This window comes from Acetanaerobacterium sp. MSJ-12 (genome assembly GCF_018917875.1).
Taxonomy (GTDB): Bacteria; Bacillota; Clostridia; order Oscillospirales; family Ruminococcaceae; genus Bittarella; species Bittarella massiliensis.
The window spans coordinates 236,093-255,618 of record NZ_JAHLPK010000003.1 but is presented as its reverse complement, the minus strand read 5'-3'; the positions used below and the strand labels follow the sequence as shown (position 1 = coordinate 255,618).

Genomic DNA, 19,526 nt, shown 5'->3' with positions numbered 1-19,526 from the left:
CCATCGCCGCGTCAAACCGGCGTTTGCAGCTGGGCCCGGCTGGGCCCAGAATACGGGGAGAACTCTCCCCAGTGATAAAATACTTAGGAGGTACCGTTATGGACCAGGCAACAAAAAAGCAACTTGCCGCGCAGGCTTGCAAAGTTCGCATGGGCGCTGTTGAGGCCGTTTACAACGCAAAATCGGGTCATCCGGGTGGCTCTCTCTCCATCGCCGACACGATGACTTATCTGTATTTCAAGGAGATGAACATCGACCCGAAAGACCCGAAGAAGGCCGATCGGGACCGCCTGGTGCTGTCCAAGGGCCATACCGCCCCGGCGCTGTACGCCACGTTGTCTGAGCGCGGGTACTTCCCCCACGAAGAGCTGCTGAAGCTGCGCAAGCCCCACGCCATGCTGCAGGGCCACCCCGACATGAAGGGGACCCCCGGCGTGGACATGTCCTCCGGCTCCCTGGGCCAGGGGCTCTCGGTCGCCTGCGGCATGGCCCTGTCGGCCAAGCTCTCCGGCGAGAGCTACCGGGTGTACGCCATCTGCGGCGACGGCGAGATCCAGGAGGGCCAGATCTGGGAGGCCGCTATGTTTGCCGGCGCCAAAGGGCTGACCAACCTCACCGTGGTGGTGGACAACAACAACCTGCAGATCGACGGCACCGTGGAAGAGGTCTGCTCCCCCTATCCCATCGGCGCGAAGTTCGCCGCCTTCAACTGGCATGTCATCGAGATCGACGGCCACGACTTTGACCAGATCGAGGCGGCCTTCAAAGAGGCCAGAGAGGTGACCGACAAACCGGTCGCCATCATCCAGAAGAGCGTAAAGGGCAAAGGCGTCTCCTTCATGGAGAACAACGTGTCTTGGCACGGCGCCGCCCCCAACGCAGAGCAGTTTGAGATTGCAATGAACGAGCTGAAGGCGACTTTGGCGGAAGTGGAGGCGTAGGAAGATGGCAGATGTAGTGAAAAAGGCAACTCGTGAGAGCTACGGCGAGGCGCTGCGCGACCTGGCCGAGAAATACCCCGAGGTAGTGGTCCTGGACGCCGACCTGGCGGCCGCGACCAAGACCGGCACCTTTAAAAAGGCCTACCCCGAGCGCTTTATCGACTGTGGCATCGCCGAGGCCAACATGGTGGGCATCGCCGCCGGCCTGGCCACCACCGGCAAGATCCCCTTTGCCAGCACCTTTGCCATGTTCGCCGCCGGCCGGGCCTACGAGCAGGTCCGCAACGCCGTTGGCTACCCCCACCTGAACGTGAAGATCGGCGCCACCCACGCCGGCATCACCGTAGGCGAAGACGGCGCCACCCACCAGTGCAACGAGGACATCGCCCTGATGCGCACCATCCCCGGCATGGTGGTCATCAACCCTGCCGACGACGTGGAGGCCAAGGCCGCTGTGGAGGCCGCCATCAACTACTACGGCCCGGTCTACCTGCGCTTTGGGCGCCTGGCCGTGCCGGTGGTCAACACCGACCCCAACTACAAGTTTGAGCTGGGCAAGGGCGTACAGTTGAGAGACGGCAGCGATTTGACCATCGTCGCCACCGGCCTGGAAGTGTCCGAGGCCCTGCAGGCTGCCGAGATGCTGGCCGCCGAGGGGATCAGCGCCCGGGTCATCAACATCCACACCATCAAGCCCATCGACCGCGACATCATCGTCAAGGCCGCCTGCGAGACCGGCTGCATCGTCACCGCCGAGGAGCACAGCGTCATCGGCGGCCTGGGCTCCGCCGTGGCCGAGGTGGTCACCGAGGAGTGCCCGGTGCCGGTGGTGAAACTGGGCATCTACGACCGCTTTGGCATGTCCGGCCCCGCCGCCGAGCTGCTCGACATCTTCGAGCTGCGCGCCAAAGACATCGTCGTCAAGGCCAAAGAGGCCCTTGCCAAAAAGAAATAGGGACATCCCCATTCGGCCGAGAGGGCTGGGCGTGCTGCGCGCCCAGCCCTCTTTTTTGTGTAGAGAACACCCCCGGCAGGGGGCAGGTACACCGGCGGGAAGAGAAGGGGTGTCCGTTCCCAGAGGTCGCCGGCGTGGGAGAGGAAGAGCAGGGCGTCACCGCAGACGCCATGTCATCAGCGGCGGCCGACTGTCCAAGTGGCAGCGCCGGGTGAACCTCTCCCGACATGTGGGGAAGGGCAATCGGTGAAATGGTCCCGGTTGCCGGGTGCGATGCCCCTGTACAAGGCCTGTAAAAACGGCTGTACAAGATTCTTGTGCGGGACTTTGGCCGCTGGAAATCTGGCCGCCAGTGGCGAAGTGTGCTATAATGGCCCCAGAAGAACAGGGCGGGAGTGCGCCCAAAGGGAGAGAGCCGATGGAAGACAGCAAATTCATCCCCTCCGGCGGGTTTGTGCCGGGAAAGAAGCCCCGCAGAGGGGCCCAGGACGAGCTGGACATGCTCTCCTATTACAGCCAGGAGGGCTGGATTCTGGAGCAGTTTACCAGCATGGGCTTCCTCCTCAAGAAAAAAGAGCCACAGACCACCGCCTACCTCTACGACTGCGCCGAACACACCCGGGCGGAGATGCCCGCCTATATCGCGCGCTTTGCCGGTCAGGGGTGGGAGTACATCACCTCCTGCGGAGAGGGCTGCCACTTTTTTAAGGCCCCCGCGGGCACCCCTCGGCCGGAGACGGCCGGGGAGGAGGGGGAGTCTCCCATCACTCCGCTGCCGGGCCAACCCGCCCCGCCGCCGCCCACCCCGGTGACCCGGCAGAGCGTGCAGAGCTGCCTGCGGATGAGCGTCCTCTTCTGGCTGCTGGGGGTGGCGGCGCTTGTCCTCTCCGCCGTGGGCAGGGTCGGCGGCATCGCGGTGTTGCAGATGGCGGCCTTGGCCCTGGCGGTGCTCTTTTTGTTTGTGGGGAGCACCTACTTCCTCAACTTCCTCTTCACCCGCAGCCAGTTGAAGTCGGCGGGCGGGGGAGAGGACGACCCAAAATGACCATTGTGTAGAGTCGACCGAGCGGATGATCGGCTGTTCCGGCGACAATCTTCACGATATCGACCACTTTTTAAGGTCTATGCCCTCACCGAGACCATTGGCGAGCGGGAGGGGCTGGACGGGGAGCCGCAGACGGCGTTGGAGGCGGCTGCCGTCCTTCACGACATCGCCTGTCCCCTCTGCCGGGAGCGGTACGGAAACACAGACAGCAAGCGCCAGGAGCGGGAGGGCGTCCCGCTGGCGGCTGCCTTTTTAGAGGGCAGCCGCTGGTCCCAAGCACGCATCGACTGGGTGGTCTACCTCACCACACCTCCAAAGGGGTGGTGGGACTTGACCACCAGATTTTGCTGGAGGCGGATCACCTGGTCAACGCCGGGGAGAGCGGCGATTCGGAAGAGGCGATTTACAGGATGCGGGAGGTCCTCTTTCGCACCCCCACCGGCACCGCCCTGCTCGACCAAATCGATCTGGCGCGCTGATTGCGGCCCCTGTATGGCGGGGGCGGAAGGAGCGCATCCTTTTATCCGAAAAGATTTTTCCCCGGGAGGGGGAGGTGAGCCGCCCCGAGCGAGGCGGCCTGTGCAAAAAAGAAGGAGGGCTTTTTCATGCCGAAACCGGTCAAGATGATGATTTTAGAGGACTGTCCATACTGCCGTCAGGCCTTTGCCATGGAGAAGGAGCTGATTGCCGCCCACCCCGAGTACGGCCGGGTGAACATCGAGGTGATCGAGGAAAACCGCGAGCCGGAAAAGACCGAGGGCTATGACTACTGGTATGTGCCCACCTATTTTGTCGGCGACAAAAAGGTCCACGAAGGGGTCCCCACCTTGGAAAAGGTGGAACAGGTGTTCAGGGAAGCCCTGCAGGGCGAGTGAGAGCAGAGAAAAGAGGGCGGGCCTTTTGGCCCGCCCTCTTTTGTCGCCGTCAGCCCTCGATCACCTTGACGTAGAAGGTGCGGCGGCGGGGGCCGTCGAATTCGCAGAAGTAGATGTCCTGCCAGGTGCCGAGGATGGGTCTCCCCTCGCTGATGATGAGGGAGAGGGAGGGGGCCATCAGGCTGGATTTCATGTGCGCGTCGGAATTGCCCTCAAAGTGGCAGTATTCCCGCAGAGGGGGGAAGGTCTTGTCCAGCCCCGCCGAGAGGTCGCGCAGCACGTCGGGGTCGGCGTTTTCGTTGATGGTGATGGCGGCGGTGGTGTGGGGGGTAAAGACGACGGCGATCCCGTCGCGCACCCCGGTCTCGCGGATGTACTCGCGCACCTGGCTGGTGATGTCGTGAAAGCTGTGCTCGCCGGTGGAGAGCTGAAAACTCTTGCAGTGGGCCATAAAAGTGACGCTCCTTTTTGCCGAATTTGCCCCGCTGGGCCCCGCGCTGTGCTACAATACAGAAAAGGGGGCGGAAAATGGTGAGCGAGGGCAGGCAGATTCGCATTTTTTTGTCTCTGTTTCTCATTATAGTGGCGGGACTGCTGTTCTGGCAAGGGGGCAAGGTGGGAAAAGACCTGGGCCCCCTCTACGACGGGCAAAACCGAGTCAATGTCAACCTGGCCGACCGAGAGACCCTGGCCGCCGCCGAGTACGTGGACAGCCAACTCGCCGGCGACATTGTGCGCGTCCGGGAGGAGCGGGGCGCCTTTGCCAGCGACGAAGATCTGATGCGGGTGCCGGGGATCGACGAGTACAGCCTGCCGGTGCTCAAAGAGGTGCTCTTTTACTAGGGGCATCTCCCTGCGCCTTTTCTCCTTAAAAAAATTGGAGGAATTGCTAAAATACAGCAGAAAACGCGCGGCATAAACCAGCGACCTTCCAAATTGGCCGGGTGGTATTGACAGCTCCCGGGCGGGGAGACTATAATGGCTGCAATGACAAAGACGGAGAGAGTCCGATGCAATGCGCCTTTCCAGAGAGCCGGCGGATGGTGGAAGTCCGGCAGAGGTTGCGCAGCGGCTAGTCACTCCTGAGTTGAAGGGCAGAAAACCGCCAGGGCGGCCAGTAAGTTCTTCCGCATGGGCTGCGTTAACCGGTCCGGGGTTTGTTGGAACCCTGCAAAGCGGCACAGATCGTGCAATCTGGGTGGTACCGCGGGCTACTTGTACACACAAGGCTCGTCCCTTTTATGGGGACGGGTCTTTTTTATTTGAGTTTTGAAACGGAGGACTGAAAAATGGACAGCAAAATTGCAGAGATCGCAGTGAGGATCGGCGTCATGCGGGAGATTTTGGGGATCAGTGCGGAGGAAATGGCTGCCCAGGTAAACGTCCCTCTGGAGGAATATATCCGCCTGGAGGGGGGCGAGAGCGACTTCCCCATCACCTTTTTGCAAAAGTGTGCCGCCGTCTTTGGGGTGGACATGATCGAGCTGCTCACCGGCGAGCGGCCCAAGCTGAACATCTACACCGTGGTGAGAAAGGGCAAGGGGCTGCCGGTGGAGCGCCGCCAGGGGCTGGCCTACCTGCACAAGGCCCACCTCTTTCGCAACAAGATGTGCGAGCCCCTCTACGTGACCGCCCCCTACCTGGAGGGCAACGAGGACCGGCCGATGATGATGAACAACCACAGGGGGCAGGAGTTTGACTACATCCTCGAGGGGAGCCTGCGCATGGAGGTGGACGGCCACACCGTGACCCTGGAGGCGGGGGACAGCATCTACTACGACTCCACCTACCCCCACGGGATGGCGGCTGTCGGCGGCAAGGACTGCACCTTTTTGGCCATCGTCATCCACGGCGGAGACGAGGGAAAGGGGGAATAGGCGATGTTGGAACTCTACAAGGACTACCTGCAGGAGGAGTGGGCCGCGGACGGCTCGCTGAAATCGGTGCAGCTGCGCGCACCGGACGACTTCAACTTCGGCTACGACATCATCGACCGCATCGCCCTGGCGGAGCCCGAGCGGCGGGCCATGGTCTGGTGTGACGACTACGGTTGGGAGGAGACCTTCACCTTTGCCGACATGATGCGCCGCAGCAACCAGACGGCCAACCTGCTGCTCTCCCTGGGGATCAAAAAGGGGGACGCGGTCCTCCTTCTCCTCCGCCGGCACTACGAGTACTGGTTTTGCATCCTGGCCCTGCACAAGATCGGGGCCATCGCCATCCCGGCCACCGACCAGCTCACGGCCAAGGACATCGCCTACCGCATCGACGCGGCGGGGGTGAGCGCGGTCATCTGCACCGCCGAGGGGGAGGCGGCCGCCTCGGTGGACGCCGCGGCCGAGAAGTGCCCGACCCTGCGCACCAAGATCTTGGCCCGGGGCGAGCGGGAGGGCTGGCTCTCCTACCACCGGGAGCTGGAGCGGCAGAGCGACCAGCTGGAGCGCATCCCCAACCGCGCGAGCGACCCCATGCTGCTGTTCTTCACCTCCGGCACCACCGGGATGCCCAAGATGGTGCTCCACGACTACCTCTACCCCCTGGGGCATATCGTCACCGCCAAGGAGTGGCACCAGGTGGTGCCCGACGGGCTGCACCTCTCGGTGGCGGACACCGGCTGGGCCAAGGCCTCTTGGGGCAAAATCTACGGCCAGTGGATCATGGAGGCGGGCATCTTCGTCTACGACTACATCCGCTTTGCCCCGAAAGACCTGCTCCACCTGATTGAAAAGTACAAAATCACCACTTTCTGCGCGCCCCCCACCATCTTTCGCTTCTTTATTAAAGAGGGGATCGAAAACTACGACCTCTCCTCCCTGCGGCACGTGACCACGGCGGGGGAGGCCCTCAACCCCGAGGTGTTCGACCGGTTCAAGGAGTACACCGGCCTCAACCTCACCGAGGGCTTTGGCCAGAGCGAGACCAGCCTGCTCATCGCCAACCTGCCGGGGACGGAGATCCGCCTGGGCTCCATGGGCAAAATCAACCCCCAGTACCAAATTGCCCTGCTGGGGGAGGACGGTGAGATCGTCGACCCCGGCGAGGAGGGGGAAATCTGCATCCGCACCGAGGAGGGCAAGCCCTGCGGCCTCTTCTGCGGCTACTACTTGGACGAGGAGAAGACCGCCGAGATCTGGCACGACGGGTACTACCACACCCGGGACATCGCCTGGCAGGACGAGGACGGCTACCTCTGGTACGTGGGGCGGACCGACGACGTCATCAAGGCCTCGGGCTACCGCATCGGCCCCTTTGAGATCGAGAGCGTGCTGATGGAGCACCCGGCGGTGCTGGAGTGTGCGGTCACCGGCGCCCCCGACCCCATCCGCGGCCAGGTAGTCAAGGCTACCATCACCCTCACCCGCGGCTACGCCCCCAGCGAGGAGCTGGTCAAGGAGATCCAGACCTTTGTCAAGCACCAGACCGCCCCCTACAAGTACCCGCGGATCGTGGAGTTCGTGGACGAACTGCCCAAGACCATCAGCGGCAAAATCAAGCGAAACGAGTTGAGGAACCGGTAAATCCCCCTTCGAGAACCACTGTAATGGCAAGTGCCTTTATAGCGGTTCTCGAAATTTTTTTGCCGCTTTTTCCCCTGGAAGAGGAAAATCACAAGAGAAGGGGCAAATTCGGCCAATTCGTCAAAAAAGGGGGAAACAGCGCCGATTTTGACTATAAAGGGAGATGCCATTACACTTCTTTGTGGACAGGGCAAAAGGGCCTACAAATGGCTTTGCAAAGCCGTTTCTGCACTGACTGCCCTTGCCATTCGCCGCCCTTTTATTGTATGATGACTCTGGATATACCCGCTGCTGCCAGTGTGGAGGCAACGGGAGAGACGCGAGACAGCGAAGCGCAGGTATCGGCCCCGCCACTTGGCGCCGGGGCGTTTGCATAGAGGAGAGACGAGATGGGAAAGAAACTTTTGGGAGCTGCCATGGCGCTGGCCATCTTTTCGGCGGCGCTGCTTCTGCCCGGCTGGGAGTGGGTCCGGGGGAAAGAGAAGGGCGACCAGCCCCTGGACGGCACCTCCCTGACGGCAACTGATCAGGAGGGGACAGCGGAGGAGCCGTCCGACGGCGAGCAGATTTTTTCCCGCCCGGACGAGATGAAGGCGGTCACCCTCACCCCCGGCGTCGACTATGCCGCAGGGGAAGAGCTGGACGCCGACGGGGTTGCTGACGAGATCGACAGCCTGTTGGACAGCGCCCAGGAGATGGGGATGAACACGGTGCTCCTCCCCCTGCTGCGGGGGGAGAGGTCCATCCACCCCTCCCTCTACTTCGACGCCCTCCTGCCGGACACCGACCTGCTGGCCTATCTGCTGCAGGGCTGTGCCGAGCGGGGCCTTTATGCTTACCCGGTGGTGGACCTGGGGGTGCGGGCGGAGGGGGCCTCGGCCCTCCCTACCAGCGCCGAGGAGATCGCCTACATGGCCGGTCGGGCGGGGGAGATCGCCCGGGGCTACCAGTTTGCCGGGCTGCTTCTCTCGGGCTACGAGAATGCCGCCAGTGCCGCCAGCTACCAGGCCTACCGCCAGTCCGGCGGGGGCGAGGGGTTGGAGGACTGGTTGCGCCAGGGCTCGTCCTCGGCGGTGCAGGCGGCGGCCCGGCGGGTCAAGACCGACAGCCCGCAGGTGCAGTTGGGGCTGCTGGTAGGGCCAGTCTGGGCCCATGCCTCCCAGTTGGAGGGGGGCTCGGAGACGGGCCGGGTGCCCACCGCCTATTTCGACAGCTGCGCGGACACCCGGCAGATGGCGACCAGCGGGCTCTTTGACTTTTTGGCGGTGGACATGCCCTATGCCACCACCGATCCGGACGCCCCCTTCGGGGTGCTGGCCGCCTGGTGGAAGGGGGCCCTGACCGCCGACGAGGGGGCCGTCAACCCGCCCATCTACGCCCTGCTGCACAACGAGAAGGTGCTGGGGAAGGAGAGCGGCTGGGGCGCCCCCGACCAGTTGATCCGCCAGGTGATGGCCGCGCGGGAGAACCAGTTGGCGGGCTGCGCCTTCGGCTCCCTTCAGACCCTGCGGGAAAATCCCGGCAAAACCACCGACAAGCTGCTGCAGTACTACCGGGACGAACTCAACCCCAACACCATTCTCAAGGAGCTGTCGGTGGACAACCCCCGCTCCGCCGATTCGGTCACCTATGAGCCGGTACTCACCCTCTACGGCGGGGGCGACCCCAATTTCGATTTGACCATCAACGGCGAGACCGTCCCCCTCAACGACAAGGGACTTTTCTCGGTGGAGCGGGAGCTGAAGGTGGGGGCCAACACCTTCACCTTTGAGCACAAGGGAAAGACCGCCACCTATACCGTCACTCGCAAGGTGAAGGTGTTGCAGTCGGTCTCCCCCTCGGGCAGTGTGCGGGTGCCCGGCGGCACCTCCATCAAGGTGACGGCGGTGGCCTACGCCGGCTCTACCGTGACGGCCAGCCTGGGCGGCAGCTCGGTGCGACTTAAGGAGGTGGAGGCGATCGACGACAGCGGGGAGGGAACGGTGGACTCCTACAAGACCTTTGAGGGGGTCCTCCCCACCTCCGCCTCCGCCGGCGATCAGAAGCTGGGGAACATCTCGGTGAGTGCCAGCTGGAGCGGCTATTCAGAAAAGATGAGCGGCGGCTCGGTGACGGTCACCGGGGCGGGAGAGGCCCCGCCGGCGGTGGTGCCCGGGGGCGGCGACTCGTCCTCCTCTTCCTCGGGGGGCAGCTCTTCGAGCGGCGGTTCTTCCAGCTCGGGGGACGCCTCCTCGCCCCCCTCGGAAAACCTGCCCAAAATCAGCGGCAATCTGGCGGTCATCACCGCCTCCGGCGGCGAGGCGGAGGGGTACTCCCCCTCGGTCAACTCCAACTACTCCGACCCCAGCTGTTTCCCCCTGGCCAAAGGGGCGCAGGTCTTTGTCAAGGGCGAAAAGGTCACCTGTTCGGACGCGGGCTACACCGACAGCTACTACAATCTGGGCTCCGGCACCCGGGTGGAGGCGCGGGACATCCAAATCAAGGGGCAGGCCACCGTCGACGCCAACGTGGTGCGGGGGGTCAGCTTTGCCAATACCGGCGGCGTCTTTCGGATGACCGTCTCCCAGGACTGGGCGGCCCCCACCCGCATCACCCTGGAGGGCAATACCCTCACCGTCCGCCTCTACTACAAGACCGGCTATCGGCCCCGCCTCGACCTGCCTGCCAACTCCGTCTTCTCCGCCGCCCAGTGGGTCACAGCCGAAGACGGGGCGGACGCCATCCGCTTCACCCTCAAGAGCGGGCAGTTCCGGGGACTGCGCCAGAGTTACCAGGCAAACGGCGACCTGGTGGTCGACTTCAACAACGTCCTCACCTCCCTGTCGGGGATGCGGGTCTACGTGGACCCCGGCCACGGCGGCAGCGGGGACCCGGGCGCGGTCAACGGCCCCCTGCAGGAGGCGGCCATCAACAAGGCCATCGCCGACAAGCTGGTGGCCGAACTGCAGGGCCGGGGAGCGGTGGTCAAACTGGGCAGCCGCGCCAAGGACTTGAGTGCCCGGGTGCGGGAGGCGAACAGCTTTGGCGCAGACCTCCTGGTGAGCATCCACCAGAACTCCACCACCGGCGCCAGCGCCCGGGGGGCGGAAGTCTGGTACTTTAACCCCTACTCCAAGACCATCGCCTCCACCATTTCCAGCAGGGTGGCGACGGCCAACCTCTCGGGCATCGACCGGGGGGCCAAGTTCGGGTATATGGCCGTCACCCGGCAGATGCGCTACCCGGCGGTACTGGTGGAGTGCGGCTTCCTCTCCGACGCCACCGAGGGGCAAAACCTGGCCAACGCCGCGGTGCAGGAAAAGATCGCCAAGGCCATTGCCGACGGCATCGCCGCGGGCATTTAGCAAAACAGAGATGGAAGAGGGCCCGGCAGCACCGTCTGCTGGGCCCTCTTGGCGTCAGGGGCCGGTTCTGCCCCCACCCCCGCCCGCATAGGGTTACAGTGAACGAAACCCGCGGGGAGGTAAGGAAAATGGAGGATTTTCGCAATCGCAGCTACGCCTTTCGGGAGGGCCGCTCCCGCCGGGACGAGCGGGGAGAGGGGCCGGGGGGCGGATTTGTCACCCTGGTGCAGATCGTGCTGGCCGCCCTGCTGGTGGGCAGCGCCTTTTTGCTGAAGACGGCCAACCCCGAATGGTACGAGCGGCTGCGGCAGGACTACGCCGCCGCCATCACCCGGGAGGAGAGTTTGGAGGAGGCCAAGGACGTGCTCTTTCAAATATACGGCGGCATCACCGGCAAGGGGGCGGGCGAGAGCGGATCTTCTTCCGCTCCCGACGGGGGCTCGTCCGCCACCCCGCTGCCCGGCAGCTCGTCCGCCGCGCCGGGTGAGGCGGTGGAGACCATGGGCGGCCAGGGCGGCATGCAGGAGGTGCCCTACGACGACTACGACAAGACCATGACGCCGCCGGAGAACGCCTCTTACGAGCCCTATACCCTGACGGTGACCCCGCAGCTGCCGGTGTCGGGTCGGGTCACCTCGCCCTTTGGCTACCGCTGGCACCCCATCACCAAGAAGCTGGACTTTCACACCGGGGTGGACATTGCGGCGGCCAAGGGCACCAAGATCGCCGCCGCCCTGAGCGGCACGGTGGCGGAGGCCGGGCAGAGCCGGATTTATGGCAACTACATCCTCCTGCGCCACAGCGACGACCTCTACACCTTCTACGGCCACTGCGACAGCCTGCAGGTGGAGGCGGGGACGGTGGTGCGCCAGGGCGAGACCATCGGCTATGTGGGGAGCACCGGCCTCTCCACCGGCCCCCACCTCCACCTGGAAATCCGGCTGCGCGGCAAACAGGTGGACCCCCGCTGGGTATTCCCCCAGCTGTAAGGGGTGCGCTTCTCCCTGGGGAAAGCGGCGGTGCGCGTCTCGCCCCTCTACCTTTTTTTGCTGCTGTGCATCTCGGTGTTCGACTACACCGGCATCCTGCTGCAGGCCTTTGTCGCCAGCTTGCTCCACGAGATGGGGCATCTGCTCTGCCTGCTGTTGCAGCGCCGCCCCGTCTGCGCGCTGGACTTTACGGTGGCGGGCATCCGCCTGGACCGGGGGACCGACTACTGCCCCTCGCCGGCCGACATCCCGGTCTACCTGGCGGGTCCGGCGGTCAACCTGGCCATCGGCCTGGGAGCCCTCTGGCTGCTGCAGCGCCGCTTTGCCCTACACCTGGCCACCCTGGCGCTGATCCACCTGCTGCTGGGGGCTTTTAACCTGCTGCCCATCTCCCTTCTGGACGGGGGACAGGTGCTGCTGATTTTTCTGCGGGAAAAGCTGCCGCCCCGGCGGGCCGAGCGGCTCTACTGGGCCTTTTCCTTCTGGACCTCCCTCGCCCTGCTGGGGGCGGGGCTCCTCCTCTTCGCGGCCACCCGCCAAAACGGCACCCTGGCCCTTTGCGGCGGGTACCTCTTTTACTCGGTGGTGCGGGGCCGTCAGAGGGAGGAGGGGCGGCGCCGTTAGCCGCCTTCTGCCAACCTGTCCGGCGGTTGCGGCGCGGCCGGATTTAGTGTATGATAAGTAGGCGCAAAGGGATTCTTTGCGCCTACTTTTGACGTTTGAAGAGGAATGACATGTTAAGAGATACCATTGAACAGGTGCTGCTCAAAGTGCAAAAGCCCGCCCAGTACATCGGCGGAGAGCTGGGCAGCATCGTCAAAGACAGAGACGGGGTGGACCTTCGCTTTGCCTTTTGCTTCCCCGACACCTACGACGTGGGGATGTCCCACCTGGGGATGAAGATCCTCTACGGCCTGCTCAACGAGCGGCCCGACATCTGGTGCGAGCGGGTCTTTGCCCCCTGGGTGGACATGGAGGAGCAGATGCGGGAAAACCACATCCCCCTCTACGCCCTCGAGAGCCTGGACCCGGTGGCCGATTTTGACATCGTCGGCTTCACCCTCCAGTACGAACTCAGCTTCACCAACATCCTGAATATGCTCGATCTGGCGGGCATCCCCGTGCTGGCCGCACAGCGGGGGGACAGCCTGGCCCCCCTCATCGTGGCGGGGGGTCCCTGCGCCTGCAACCCTGAGCCGCTGGCCGATTTCATCGACCTGTTTTTGCTGGGTGAGGGGGAAGAGCTGAACCTGGAGCTCTGCGACCTCTACCTGGCGTGCAAGAAAGAGGGGGTGGGGAAGGGGGAGTTCCTCCGCCGGGCCGCCCAGATTGAGGGGGTCTATGTCCCCTCCCTCTACGATGTGCAGTACAAAGAGGACGGGACCATCGAGCGGGTCACCCCCCGCGAAGGCGCCCCCGCCACCGTGCGCAAGCGGATCGTCAGGGAGATGAGTAGCGCCTATTTCCCCGAAAACTTCGTGGTGCCCTTCACCGACATCGTCCACGACCGGGCCATGGTCGAGGTGCTGCGGGGCTGCATCCGGGGCTGCCGGTTCTGCCAGGCAGGGTTCATCTACCGCCCCCTGCGGGAGAAGGACCCCGGGGTCATCGACGCCCAGGCGAAGGCCCTGTGCAAAAACACCGGCTACGACGAGGTGTCCCTCACCTCGCTGAGCACCAGCGACCTGACCACCCTGGAGGGGCTTCTCGACGAGATGCTCACCTGGACCGAGGACGAGAAGGTCAGCCTCTCGCTGCCCTCTCTGCGGGTGGACAACTTCTCCAAAGAGCTGGTGGACCGCATCACCTCGGTGCGAAAGAGCGGCCTCACCTTCGCCCCGGAGGCCGGCACCCAGCGGCTGCGGGACGCCATCAACAAAAACGTCACCCAGGGGGAGATCGACCGCACCTGCGCCCTGGCCTTTGAAAACGGCTACACCGGCGTCAAGCTCTACTTCATGATCGGCCTGCCCACCGAGACGATGGAGGACGTGGAGGGGATCGTCGAGACCGCCCAGGGGGTGGTGGAGCTCTACTACAAGACCAAGGAGCACGCCAAGGGCAAGGGGGTGCAGGTCTCGGTGAGCACCGCCTGCTTTGTGCCCAAGCCCTTTACCCCCTTTCAGTTCGAGCCCCAGGACACCATGGAGCAGCTGGCGCAGAAGCAGGAGCGGATGCGCGCGGTGCTGCGCAGCAAGAAGATCAAGCTCAGCTGCCACGACACCCAGGTCAGCTTTATTGAAGGGGTGTTTGCCCGGGGCGACCGGCGGCTGGGGAAGGCCATCCTCTGCGCCTGGGAGAGCGGCTGCACCTTTGACGGGTGGAGCGAGCGCTTCTCCTACGAGCGGTGGATGGCGGCCTTTGCCGAGGCGGGGCTCGACCCGGCCTTTTACGCCAACCGCCGCCGCCCCTACGACGAGGTGCTCCCCTGGGATCACCTGGACTACGGGGTGAGCAAGGCCTTCTTGGTGCGGGAGAACCAGCTCGCCCACCAGTCGGTCGCCACCCCCCACTGCCGACAGCACTGCAGCGGCTGCGGCGCCAACAAGCTACTGGGAGGACCCTGCTTTGGAAACGATGCAAACAATACGCCTGTGGTTTAAAAAGGAGGGGCTGGCCAAGTACATCTCCCACCTGGATCTGGTGCGGTGTATGGCCCGGGCCCTCAAGCGCTCGGGGCTGCCGGTCTGGTACACCCAGGGCTTTAACCCCCACATCTACCTCACCTTCGCCCTGCCCCTCTCTCTGGGGCAGGAGAGCGAGTGCGAGATCATGCAGTTTCGCCTGGTGGAGGAGCTGCCCCTGAACGAGGTGAAGGACCGGTTGAACGCCGCCCTGCCCGCCGGGCTGCAGGTACTCGCCGCCGCCCTGCCCCAGCAGGACCTGCAGGCGATCGCCGCCGCCGACTATCGGGTGTCCCTCGAGGGGGCGCCGGGTTTGGCCGAGCGCTTTTTGGCGTTTGCCCAGCAGCCCCAGATCAAGACCCTCAAGCGCAGCAAGAAGGGCCCCAAAGAGGTGGATATCCGCCCCCTGGTCCTGGCCTGTGACGGCGAAGAGGGGGAGGGGGGCCGGGCGCTCCTCTCTCTGCGGCTGGCCGCGGGGGGGCAGCAAAACCTCAACCCCGCCCTCCTCATCGACGCCTACTGCGCCCAGAGCGGCGAGTCGGTCAAGACCGCCTCCATCCGCCGCACCGCCCTCTACGACGGGGCGGACGCGCCCTTTTGCTAAAATTGCCGCGCCCTGCCAAACATTTTGCCTTTTCTGGCCGTTTTCCCCTTGCACAGGGGGGAAGTGTGTGGTAAAATACAGCAGTATGTTCCGCTGTAGGGCCTTTGGGCCCGGCGGCGGGGTTTCTGTCAATATCTGAAACCAGGCAGTCCTCTGCTCACCGCAAGGTATGAAAAAGAAGCAAGAATGTCGGAAAACCAAGGAGGATTTATCATGGATGCAATGAAACTGATGACCGACTCGATGCTCAAATCCGAGCTCCCCGAGATCAACATCGGCGACACCGTTCGGGTGCACGTGCTGATCAAAGAGGGCCAGAGAGAGCGTATCCAGGTGTTTGAGGGCACTGTTATCGCCCGCAAACACGGCGGGATCAACGAGACCTTCACTGTGCGCCGGGTTTCCTACGGCGTCGGCGTGGAGCGGGTTTTCCCGGTCCACTCCCCCAAGGTCGAAAAGGTCGAGATCGTTCGCCGCGGCAAGGTGCGCAGAAGCAAACTCTACTACCTGCGCGACCGCGTCGGCAAGGCCGCCAAGGTCAAAGAGCAGCTCCGATAAACCGCGAAGGGCGGCCGGGTCAAACCGGCCGCCCTTTTCTCTGCTCTTTTGGCGGCTGAATTTCCCAATCTTGTCGGAGGAGAGGGAGAGGGGTCTTTGGGGGATTGGGGACACAGAGGGCTGTCCTGGACTGCCAGTTTGCCAGTGGCAGCGGGTAGGATGCAAATCTAAACTGCTGGTGTCCCTTGCGGGGCGAAGCCCCGATGCCGCCCTTTGGGGCCGGTGCATCCCGCCTCTTTCACCGGCGGTTTTGATTTTGCCGGTATCTGGGCGGCGGGCGGGGGCGAGGAGGAGATTTGAAATTTCTGTGAATCCCTTTTTTTGCGGCGCAGAAAATGGTACAATAACAGCGAGAAACATGGGGCCGCCTGTCCCCAGGGCCGAGGGCGAGGGGAGAGGCGGCCTTTACTTTCGTCGAGAAAGGTCGGTGCCTTTTATGGAACACGCCGTTGCGCAGCGGGGAAAATCGCGCCCGCAGATGCCCAAGCGGGCCCCGGCGGGGGCGCTCTACCGCGAATTTTTCAGCTGGGTCGAGACCATCGTCCTCTCTTTGGTGGCGGTGTCGCTGGTGTTCACCTTTGTGGTGCGCATCATCCGGGTGGACGGGGACTCCATGCTCCCCACCCTCCAAAACAACAACGTGCTGCTGATTTCCCCCTTCCTCTACGAGGTGGAGCAGGGGGACATCGTCGTCCTCAACAGCCACGAGGACGAAAAGCTCTACATCAAGCGGGTCATCGCCACCGAGGGGCAGGTGGTCAACATCGACTTCGACTCCGGCACCGTCTTTGTGGACGGGGTCCCTCTGGACGAGCCCTACATCAACGAGGCCACCGCCCTGCGGGGGGACGAGCCCTTCCCCCAGACAGTGCAGCCCGGCCACTACTTCGTGATGGGGGACAACCGCAACCACTCGGAGGACAGCCGCTTCTCCTCGCTGGGCCAGGTGGCCAAGCAGGACATTGTCGGCGAGGCCTATTTTAGACTGCTGCCCTTTGGCGGCTTTGGAAAGGTAGGGTGAGCGAGATGGCAAACGACCTGCACACCATTCAGTGGTTCCCCGGCCACATGGCCAAGACCCGCCGGCTCATCGCCGAAAATCTCCGCCACGTCAACCTGGTGGCCGAGATCGTGGACGCCCGCATCCCCGCCTCCAGCCGCAACCCGGAAATCGACGCCCTGGTGGGGGAGAAGCCGCGGCTGCTGCTGCTCAACAAGTCGGATCTGGCCGACGAGGCGGCCACCCGCCGCTGGATCGAGTGGTACCGCGGCCAGGGGATCCCCGCCATCGCCATCGACGCCAAGAACGGCAGGGGATTGGGGCAGTTCAAACCCGCCGTCCTCGCTGCACTGGAGGGGTATTTGCAGCGCCGACGCGAAAAGGGGATGACCGGCCACCAGATCCGGGTGATGGTGGTGGGGGTGCCCAACGTGGGCAAATCCTCCTTCATCAACCGCATCGCCGGGGGCAAGCGCGCCAAGGTGGAGGACCGCCCCGGCGTCACCCGCGGCAAGCAGTGGATCAAGATCGACGAGGACTTGGAGCTGCTCGACATGCCCGGCATCCTCTGGCCCAAATTCGACGACCCCGCCGTGGGGGAGAAACTGGCCTTCACCGGCGCCATCAAGGACGATGTGATGGACATGGAGTTCATCGCCATGAAGCTTTTGGACATCCTCTCCGCCCAGTACCCCGGGGCGCTGGCATCCCGCTACAAGCTGGACCCCGAGGCCCTGGCCGCCTGTGCTGACGGCTTTGAAGTGCTGCAGCTCATCGGCCGCAAGCGGGGGATGCTCATCTCCGGCGGGGAGATCGACACCGAGCGGGCCGCCATCATGCTGGTGGACGAGTACCGGGGCCAGAAGATCGGCCGCTTCACCCTGGAGACGCCGCCCCGGGCGGAGGGGGCGCAGTGAGCGCCCCGGCCCTGCACCCCGAGCTGTTGGCCTTTGACCAAGACCTACGCCAGCGCTTCGGCACCCTCTGCGGGGTGGACGAGGCGGGGCGGGGCCCCCTGGCCGGCCCGGTCTGCGCCGCAGCCGTGGTGCTGCCCGAGGGGTATCTGCCGGCGGGACTCAACGACTCGAAAAAACTCACCGAAAAGCGGCGGGAACTGCTCTTTGACGAGATACGGGAGAACGCGGTGGCCTACAGCGTCCAGCTGGTGGATAACGAGATCATCGACGACATAAACATATTAAACGCCACCATGCAGGCCATGGCCCAGGCCATTGCCGGGCTGGGGGTGCCAGTGGAACTGGCCCTCATCGACGGCAACCGCTGTCCCCCCGCCGACCTGCCCTGTCAGGCCGTCGTCCAGGGGGACGCCCGCTCGGCCAGCATCGCCGCCGCCTCCATCCTCGCCAAGGTCACCCGGGACCGGCTGATGCTGGAGTACGACCAGCTCTTTCCCGGCTACGGGTTTGCCCGCCACAAGGGCTACCCCACCAAGGCCCACTATCAGGCCCTCACCGAGCTGGGGGTCACCCCCATCCACCGGCTGACCTTCCTCAAAAAGTGGAAGGGGCGCTCCCAGTGAGGGAGCGGGGGCGGGGGATGAAGTCCACCTCCGGCATTTTGGGGGAGGTGGAGGCCGCCCGCCTGGCCCGGCGCAAGGGGTATCAGATCCTGCGCTCCAACTTCACCTGCCGCTACGGGGAGCTGGACTTGGTTGTCGCAGACGGGGACACCCTGGTGATCATGGAGGTCAAGACCCGGCTGCAAAACGCCCTCTACACCCCGGCTGAGGCGGTGACCCGCCAGAAGCAGGAGCGGATCAAGCTGGCCACCAACGTCTTTTTGGCCGCCCAGCAGCTCGACGACGTGCAGGTGCGCTTTGACGTGGTGGAAGTGATCATGGATGAGGCCTTTGAGGTGGTGTCGGTCAACCACCTGGAAGATGCCTTTCGCTGAACGCGAGAGAGGAGAGAGCGCCCATGGATTTGTTTGACCTGCACTGCGACACCCTGACTTCCTGCTGCAACAAGGGGTTGTCCCTGGCGGAGAACGAACTGGAGATCTCCCTGCAAAAGGGGGCCTATTTGGAGCGGTGGGCCCAGTGCTTTGCCGTCTTTGTCCCCGACGAGTTGCGGGGGGAGGCGGCCTATGACTACTACCGCCGGGCGGTGGACTACTATCGCGCCCAGGCCGCCCCGCCGCTGCTGCGCGAGGGGGCACAACTGGCCGCCCTGCGACGGGGGGAGAGGCGGCTCTGCCCCATCCTCACGGTGGAGGGCGGCGCTGTCCTGGCCGGCCGGCTGGAGCGGATACAGGCCCTGGCCGAGGACGGGGTGCAGATGCTGACCATCACCTGGAACGGCGAGAACGAACTGGGCTGGGGGATCAGCGAGAACCGGGGCCTCAAGCCGCTGGGCAGGGAGGCGGTGCGAGAGATGGAGCGCTGGGGCATCCTCCCCGACGTCTCCCACCTCTCCCAGTGGGGTTTTTACGATTTGGCGGCGGTGGCGGAAGGGCCGATCGTGGCCTCCCACTCCAACGCCAAAGCCCTCTGCAACCACCCCCGCAACCTGACTGACGAGCAGTTTGCCGTCATCCGCGACCGGGGCGGACTGGTGGGCCTCAACTACAACCAGGGCTTTTTGCGAGAGGACGGTCCCGCCACCCCCGACGACATCGCCGAGCACGCCCTTCACTTTTTGGCTCTGGGGGGCGAAAAGACCCTGGCCCTGGGCTCTGATTTTGACGGGGCCGAGATGCCGCAGCAGCTGCCGGACATCGCCGCCCTGCCCGCCCTGGCCGACGCCATGGCCCGGCGGGGGATCGGCCCGCAGCAGATACAGGCCATCTTCTTTGACAACGCCGCCGACTTTTTTGAGAGAAGGCTGTCCTCTTTTTGAGGGGGGCGGAATAGGATTTGGCGGGAAGGATTTTCCAGCCCAAAAAATTGGCGACTTCTCATAGCCTGTGGTTTATGGTATAATGGCGAAAAATCGGCTGTGGGCGGGGGAGGGCTCTGCACCCTCCTCCCGCCGCCTGCAAAGGGCGGACAGCAGCCGGTTTGCCCCCCCTGTTCTCTGCCTGTGGGAGGAAGGGGACGGGGGAAGAAAAAGAG

Annotated in this window: 20 protein-coding genes; 19 read left to right on the top strand and 1 reads right to left on the bottom strand. The window is 64.1% G+C overall.

What is annotated here, in order from left to right; genetic code table 11:
- The first annotated feature begins 98 nt into the window (after positions 1-98).
- The 5 genes from KQI11_RS04930 (at position 99) to KQI11_RS04910 (ending at position 3,816) form a co-directional block, all read left to right on the top strand.
- Complete coding sequence (locus KQI11_RS04930) at positions 99-941, top strand: transketolase (protein WP_021659268.1); 843 nt, start codon at positions 99-101, stop codon at positions 939-941.
- Positions 942-945: 4 nt separating this feature from the next.
- Positions 946-1,896, top strand: coding sequence for a transketolase family protein (locus KQI11_RS04925; protein WP_216401278.1), 951 nt, complete (start codon positions 946-948; stop codon positions 1,894-1,896).
- 418 nt (positions 1,897-2,314) lie between these two features.
- Complete coding sequence (locus KQI11_RS04920; RefSeq protein WP_216401277.1) at positions 2,315-2,941, top strand: DUF2812 domain-containing protein; 627 nt, start codon at positions 2,315-2,317, stop codon at positions 2,939-2,941.
- A 323-nt stretch (positions 2,942-3,264) separates the two neighbouring features.
- Positions 3,265-3,420 (top strand): hypothetical protein, encoded by a 156-nt coding sequence (locus KQI11_RS13205; RefSeq protein WP_286172548.1) that lies wholly within the window; start codon positions 3,265-3,267, stop codon positions 3,418-3,420.
- A gap of 126 nt (positions 3,421-3,546) precedes the next feature.
- Positions 3,547-3,816, top strand: coding sequence for a thioredoxin family protein (locus KQI11_RS04910; protein ID WP_059005148.1), 270 nt, complete (start codon positions 3,547-3,549; stop codon positions 3,814-3,816).
- A gap of 49 nt (positions 3,817-3,865) precedes the next feature.
- Here the strand turns inward: KQI11_RS04910 and KQI11_RS04905 are convergent, their stop codons facing one another.
- Positions 3,866-4,267 carry a secondary thiamine-phosphate synthase enzyme YjbQ gene (locus KQI11_RS04905; protein ID WP_216401276.1) on the bottom strand — a complete coding sequence of 134 codons (402 nt, stop codon included), beginning with the start codon at positions 4,265-4,267 and terminating at the stop codon, positions 3,866-3,868.
- Positions 4,268-4,431: 164 nt separating this feature from the next.
- Between KQI11_RS04905 and KQI11_RS04900 the strand changes: the two genes are divergently transcribed.
- From KQI11_RS04900 to KQI11_RS04840, 14 genes are all read left to right on the top strand, one after another.
- Positions 4,432-4,659, top strand: coding sequence for a ComEA family DNA-binding protein (locus KQI11_RS04900; RefSeq protein ID WP_161213405.1), 228 nt, complete (start codon positions 4,432-4,434; stop codon positions 4,657-4,659).
- 446 nt (positions 4,660-5,105) lie between these two features.
- Positions 5,106-5,693 carry a helix-turn-helix domain-containing protein gene (locus KQI11_RS13200; protein ID WP_286172547.1) on the top strand — a complete coding sequence of 196 codons (588 nt, stop codon included), beginning with the start codon at positions 5,106-5,108 and terminating at the stop codon, positions 5,691-5,693.
- Between the two features lie 3 nt (positions 5,694-5,696).
- Positions 5,697-7,334 (top strand): AMP-binding protein, encoded by a 1,638-nt coding sequence (locus KQI11_RS04895; protein ID WP_185915118.1) that lies wholly within the window; start codon positions 5,697-5,699, stop codon positions 7,332-7,334.
- A gap of 389 nt (positions 7,335-7,723) precedes the next feature.
- Positions 7,724-10,678, top strand: coding sequence for an N-acetylmuramoyl-L-alanine amidase (locus KQI11_RS04890; RefSeq protein WP_216401275.1), 2,955 nt, complete (start codon positions 7,724-7,726; stop codon positions 10,676-10,678).
- Positions 10,679-10,806: 128 nt separating this feature from the next.
- Entirely contained in the window at positions 10,807-11,667 is an 861-nt protein-coding gene (locus tag KQI11_RS04885; RefSeq protein WP_216401274.1) for a M23 family metallopeptidase, read from the top strand.
- A gap of 30 nt (positions 11,668-11,697) precedes the next feature.
- Complete coding sequence (locus tag KQI11_RS04880) at positions 11,698-12,291, top strand: site-2 protease family protein (RefSeq protein ID WP_154669065.1); 594 nt, start codon at positions 11,698-11,700, stop codon at positions 12,289-12,291.
- 110 nt (positions 12,292-12,401) lie between these two features.
- On the top strand, positions 12,402-14,270 hold the full coding sequence (locus KQI11_RS04875) for a TIGR03960 family B12-binding radical SAM protein (protein WP_216401273.1): 1,869 nt from the start codon (positions 12,402-12,404) through the stop codon (positions 14,268-14,270).
- On the top strand, positions 14,245-14,895 hold the full coding sequence (locus tag KQI11_RS04870; protein ID WP_286172572.1) for a TIGR03936 family radical SAM-associated protein: 651 nt from the start codon (positions 14,245-14,247) through the stop codon (positions 14,893-14,895). The genes KQI11_RS04875 and KQI11_RS04870 overlap by 26 nt, the downstream gene beginning before the upstream one ends.
- Positions 14,896-15,108: 213 nt before the next feature.
- On the top strand, positions 15,109-15,453 hold the full coding sequence (gene rplS / locus KQI11_RS04865) for a 50S ribosomal protein L19 (protein ID WP_044992397.1): 345 nt from the start codon (positions 15,109-15,111) through the stop codon (positions 15,451-15,453).
- Positions 15,454-15,889: 436 nt separating this feature from the next.
- Positions 15,890-16,474, top strand: a complete 585-nt coding sequence (gene lepB / locus KQI11_RS04860) for a signal peptidase I (RefSeq protein ID WP_243164279.1) — start codon at positions 15,890-15,892, stop codon at positions 16,472-16,474.
- A gap of 5 nt (positions 16,475-16,479) precedes the next feature.
- A complete protein-coding gene (ylqF, locus tag KQI11_RS04855) occupies positions 16,480-17,370 on the top strand; it encodes a ribosome biogenesis GTPase YlqF (RefSeq protein ID WP_216401271.1) in 891 nt (296 codons plus the stop codon).
- Positions 17,367-17,993 (top strand): ribonuclease HII, encoded by a 627-nt coding sequence (rnhB, locus tag KQI11_RS04850; RefSeq protein WP_256135704.1) that lies wholly within the window; start codon positions 17,367-17,369, stop codon positions 17,991-17,993. The genes ylqF and rnhB overlap by 4 nt, the downstream gene beginning before the upstream one ends.
- Complete coding sequence (locus tag KQI11_RS04845; RefSeq protein ID WP_052537630.1) at positions 17,990-18,367, top strand: YraN family protein; 378 nt, start codon at positions 17,990-17,992, stop codon at positions 18,365-18,367. The genes rnhB and KQI11_RS04845 overlap by 4 nt, the downstream gene beginning before the upstream one ends.
- Before the next feature lie 23 nt (positions 18,368-18,390).
- On the top strand, positions 18,391-19,311 hold the full coding sequence (locus tag KQI11_RS04840; protein WP_216401270.1) for a dipeptidase: 921 nt from the start codon (positions 18,391-18,393) through the stop codon (positions 19,309-19,311).
- Positions 19,312-19,526 lie beyond the last annotated feature (215 nt).

Bases quoted from the DNA above. Each gene is read 5' to 3' on its own strand.
- KQI11_RS04930 (WP_021659268.1), top strand. From the start codon at position 99: ATGGACCAGGCAACAAAAAAGCAACTTGCCGCGCAGGCTTGCAAAGTT.
- KQI11_RS04925 (WP_216401278.1), top strand. From the start codon at position 946: ATGGCAGATGTAGTGAAAAAGGCAACTCGTGAGAGCTACGGCGAGGCG.
- KQI11_RS04920 (WP_216401277.1), top strand. From the start codon at position 2,315: ATGGAAGACAGCAAATTCATCCCCTCCGGCGGGTTTGTGCCGGGAAAG.
- KQI11_RS04910 (WP_059005148.1), top strand. From the start codon at position 3,547: ATGCCGAAACCGGTCAAGATGATGATTTTAGAGGACTGTCCATACTGC.
- KQI11_RS04905 (WP_216401276.1), bottom strand. From the start codon at position 4,267: ATGGCCCACTGCAAGAGTTTTCAGCTCTCCACCGGCGAGCACAGCTTT.
- KQI11_RS13200 (WP_286172547.1), top strand. From the start codon at position 5,106: ATGGACAGCAAAATTGCAGAGATCGCAGTGAGGATCGGCGTCATGCGG.
- KQI11_RS04895 (WP_185915118.1), top strand. From the start codon at position 5,697: ATGTTGGAACTCTACAAGGACTACCTGCAGGAGGAGTGGGCCGCGGAC.
- KQI11_RS04890 (WP_216401275.1), top strand. From the start codon at position 7,724: ATGGGAAAGAAACTTTTGGGAGCTGCCATGGCGCTGGCCATCTTTTCG.
- KQI11_RS04885 (WP_216401274.1), top strand. From the start codon at position 10,807: ATGGAGGATTTTCGCAATCGCAGCTACGCCTTTCGGGAGGGCCGCTCC.
- KQI11_RS04875 (WP_216401273.1), top strand. From the start codon at position 12,402: ATGTTAAGAGATACCATTGAACAGGTGCTGCTCAAAGTGCAAAAGCCC.
- KQI11_RS04870 (WP_286172572.1), top strand. From the start codon at position 14,245: ATGCAAACAATACGCCTGTGGTTTAAAAAGGAGGGGCTGGCCAAGTAC.
- rplS (WP_044992397.1), top strand. From the start codon at position 15,109: ATGGATGCAATGAAACTGATGACCGACTCGATGCTCAAATCCGAGCTC.
- lepB (WP_243164279.1), top strand. From the start codon at position 15,890: ATGGAACACGCCGTTGCGCAGCGGGGAAAATCGCGCCCGCAGATGCCC.
- ylqF (WP_216401271.1), top strand. From the start codon at position 16,480: ATGGCAAACGACCTGCACACCATTCAGTGGTTCCCCGGCCACATGGCC.
- KQI11_RS04840 (WP_216401270.1), top strand. From the start codon at position 18,391: ATGGATTTGTTTGACCTGCACTGCGACACCCTGACTTCCTGCTGCAAC.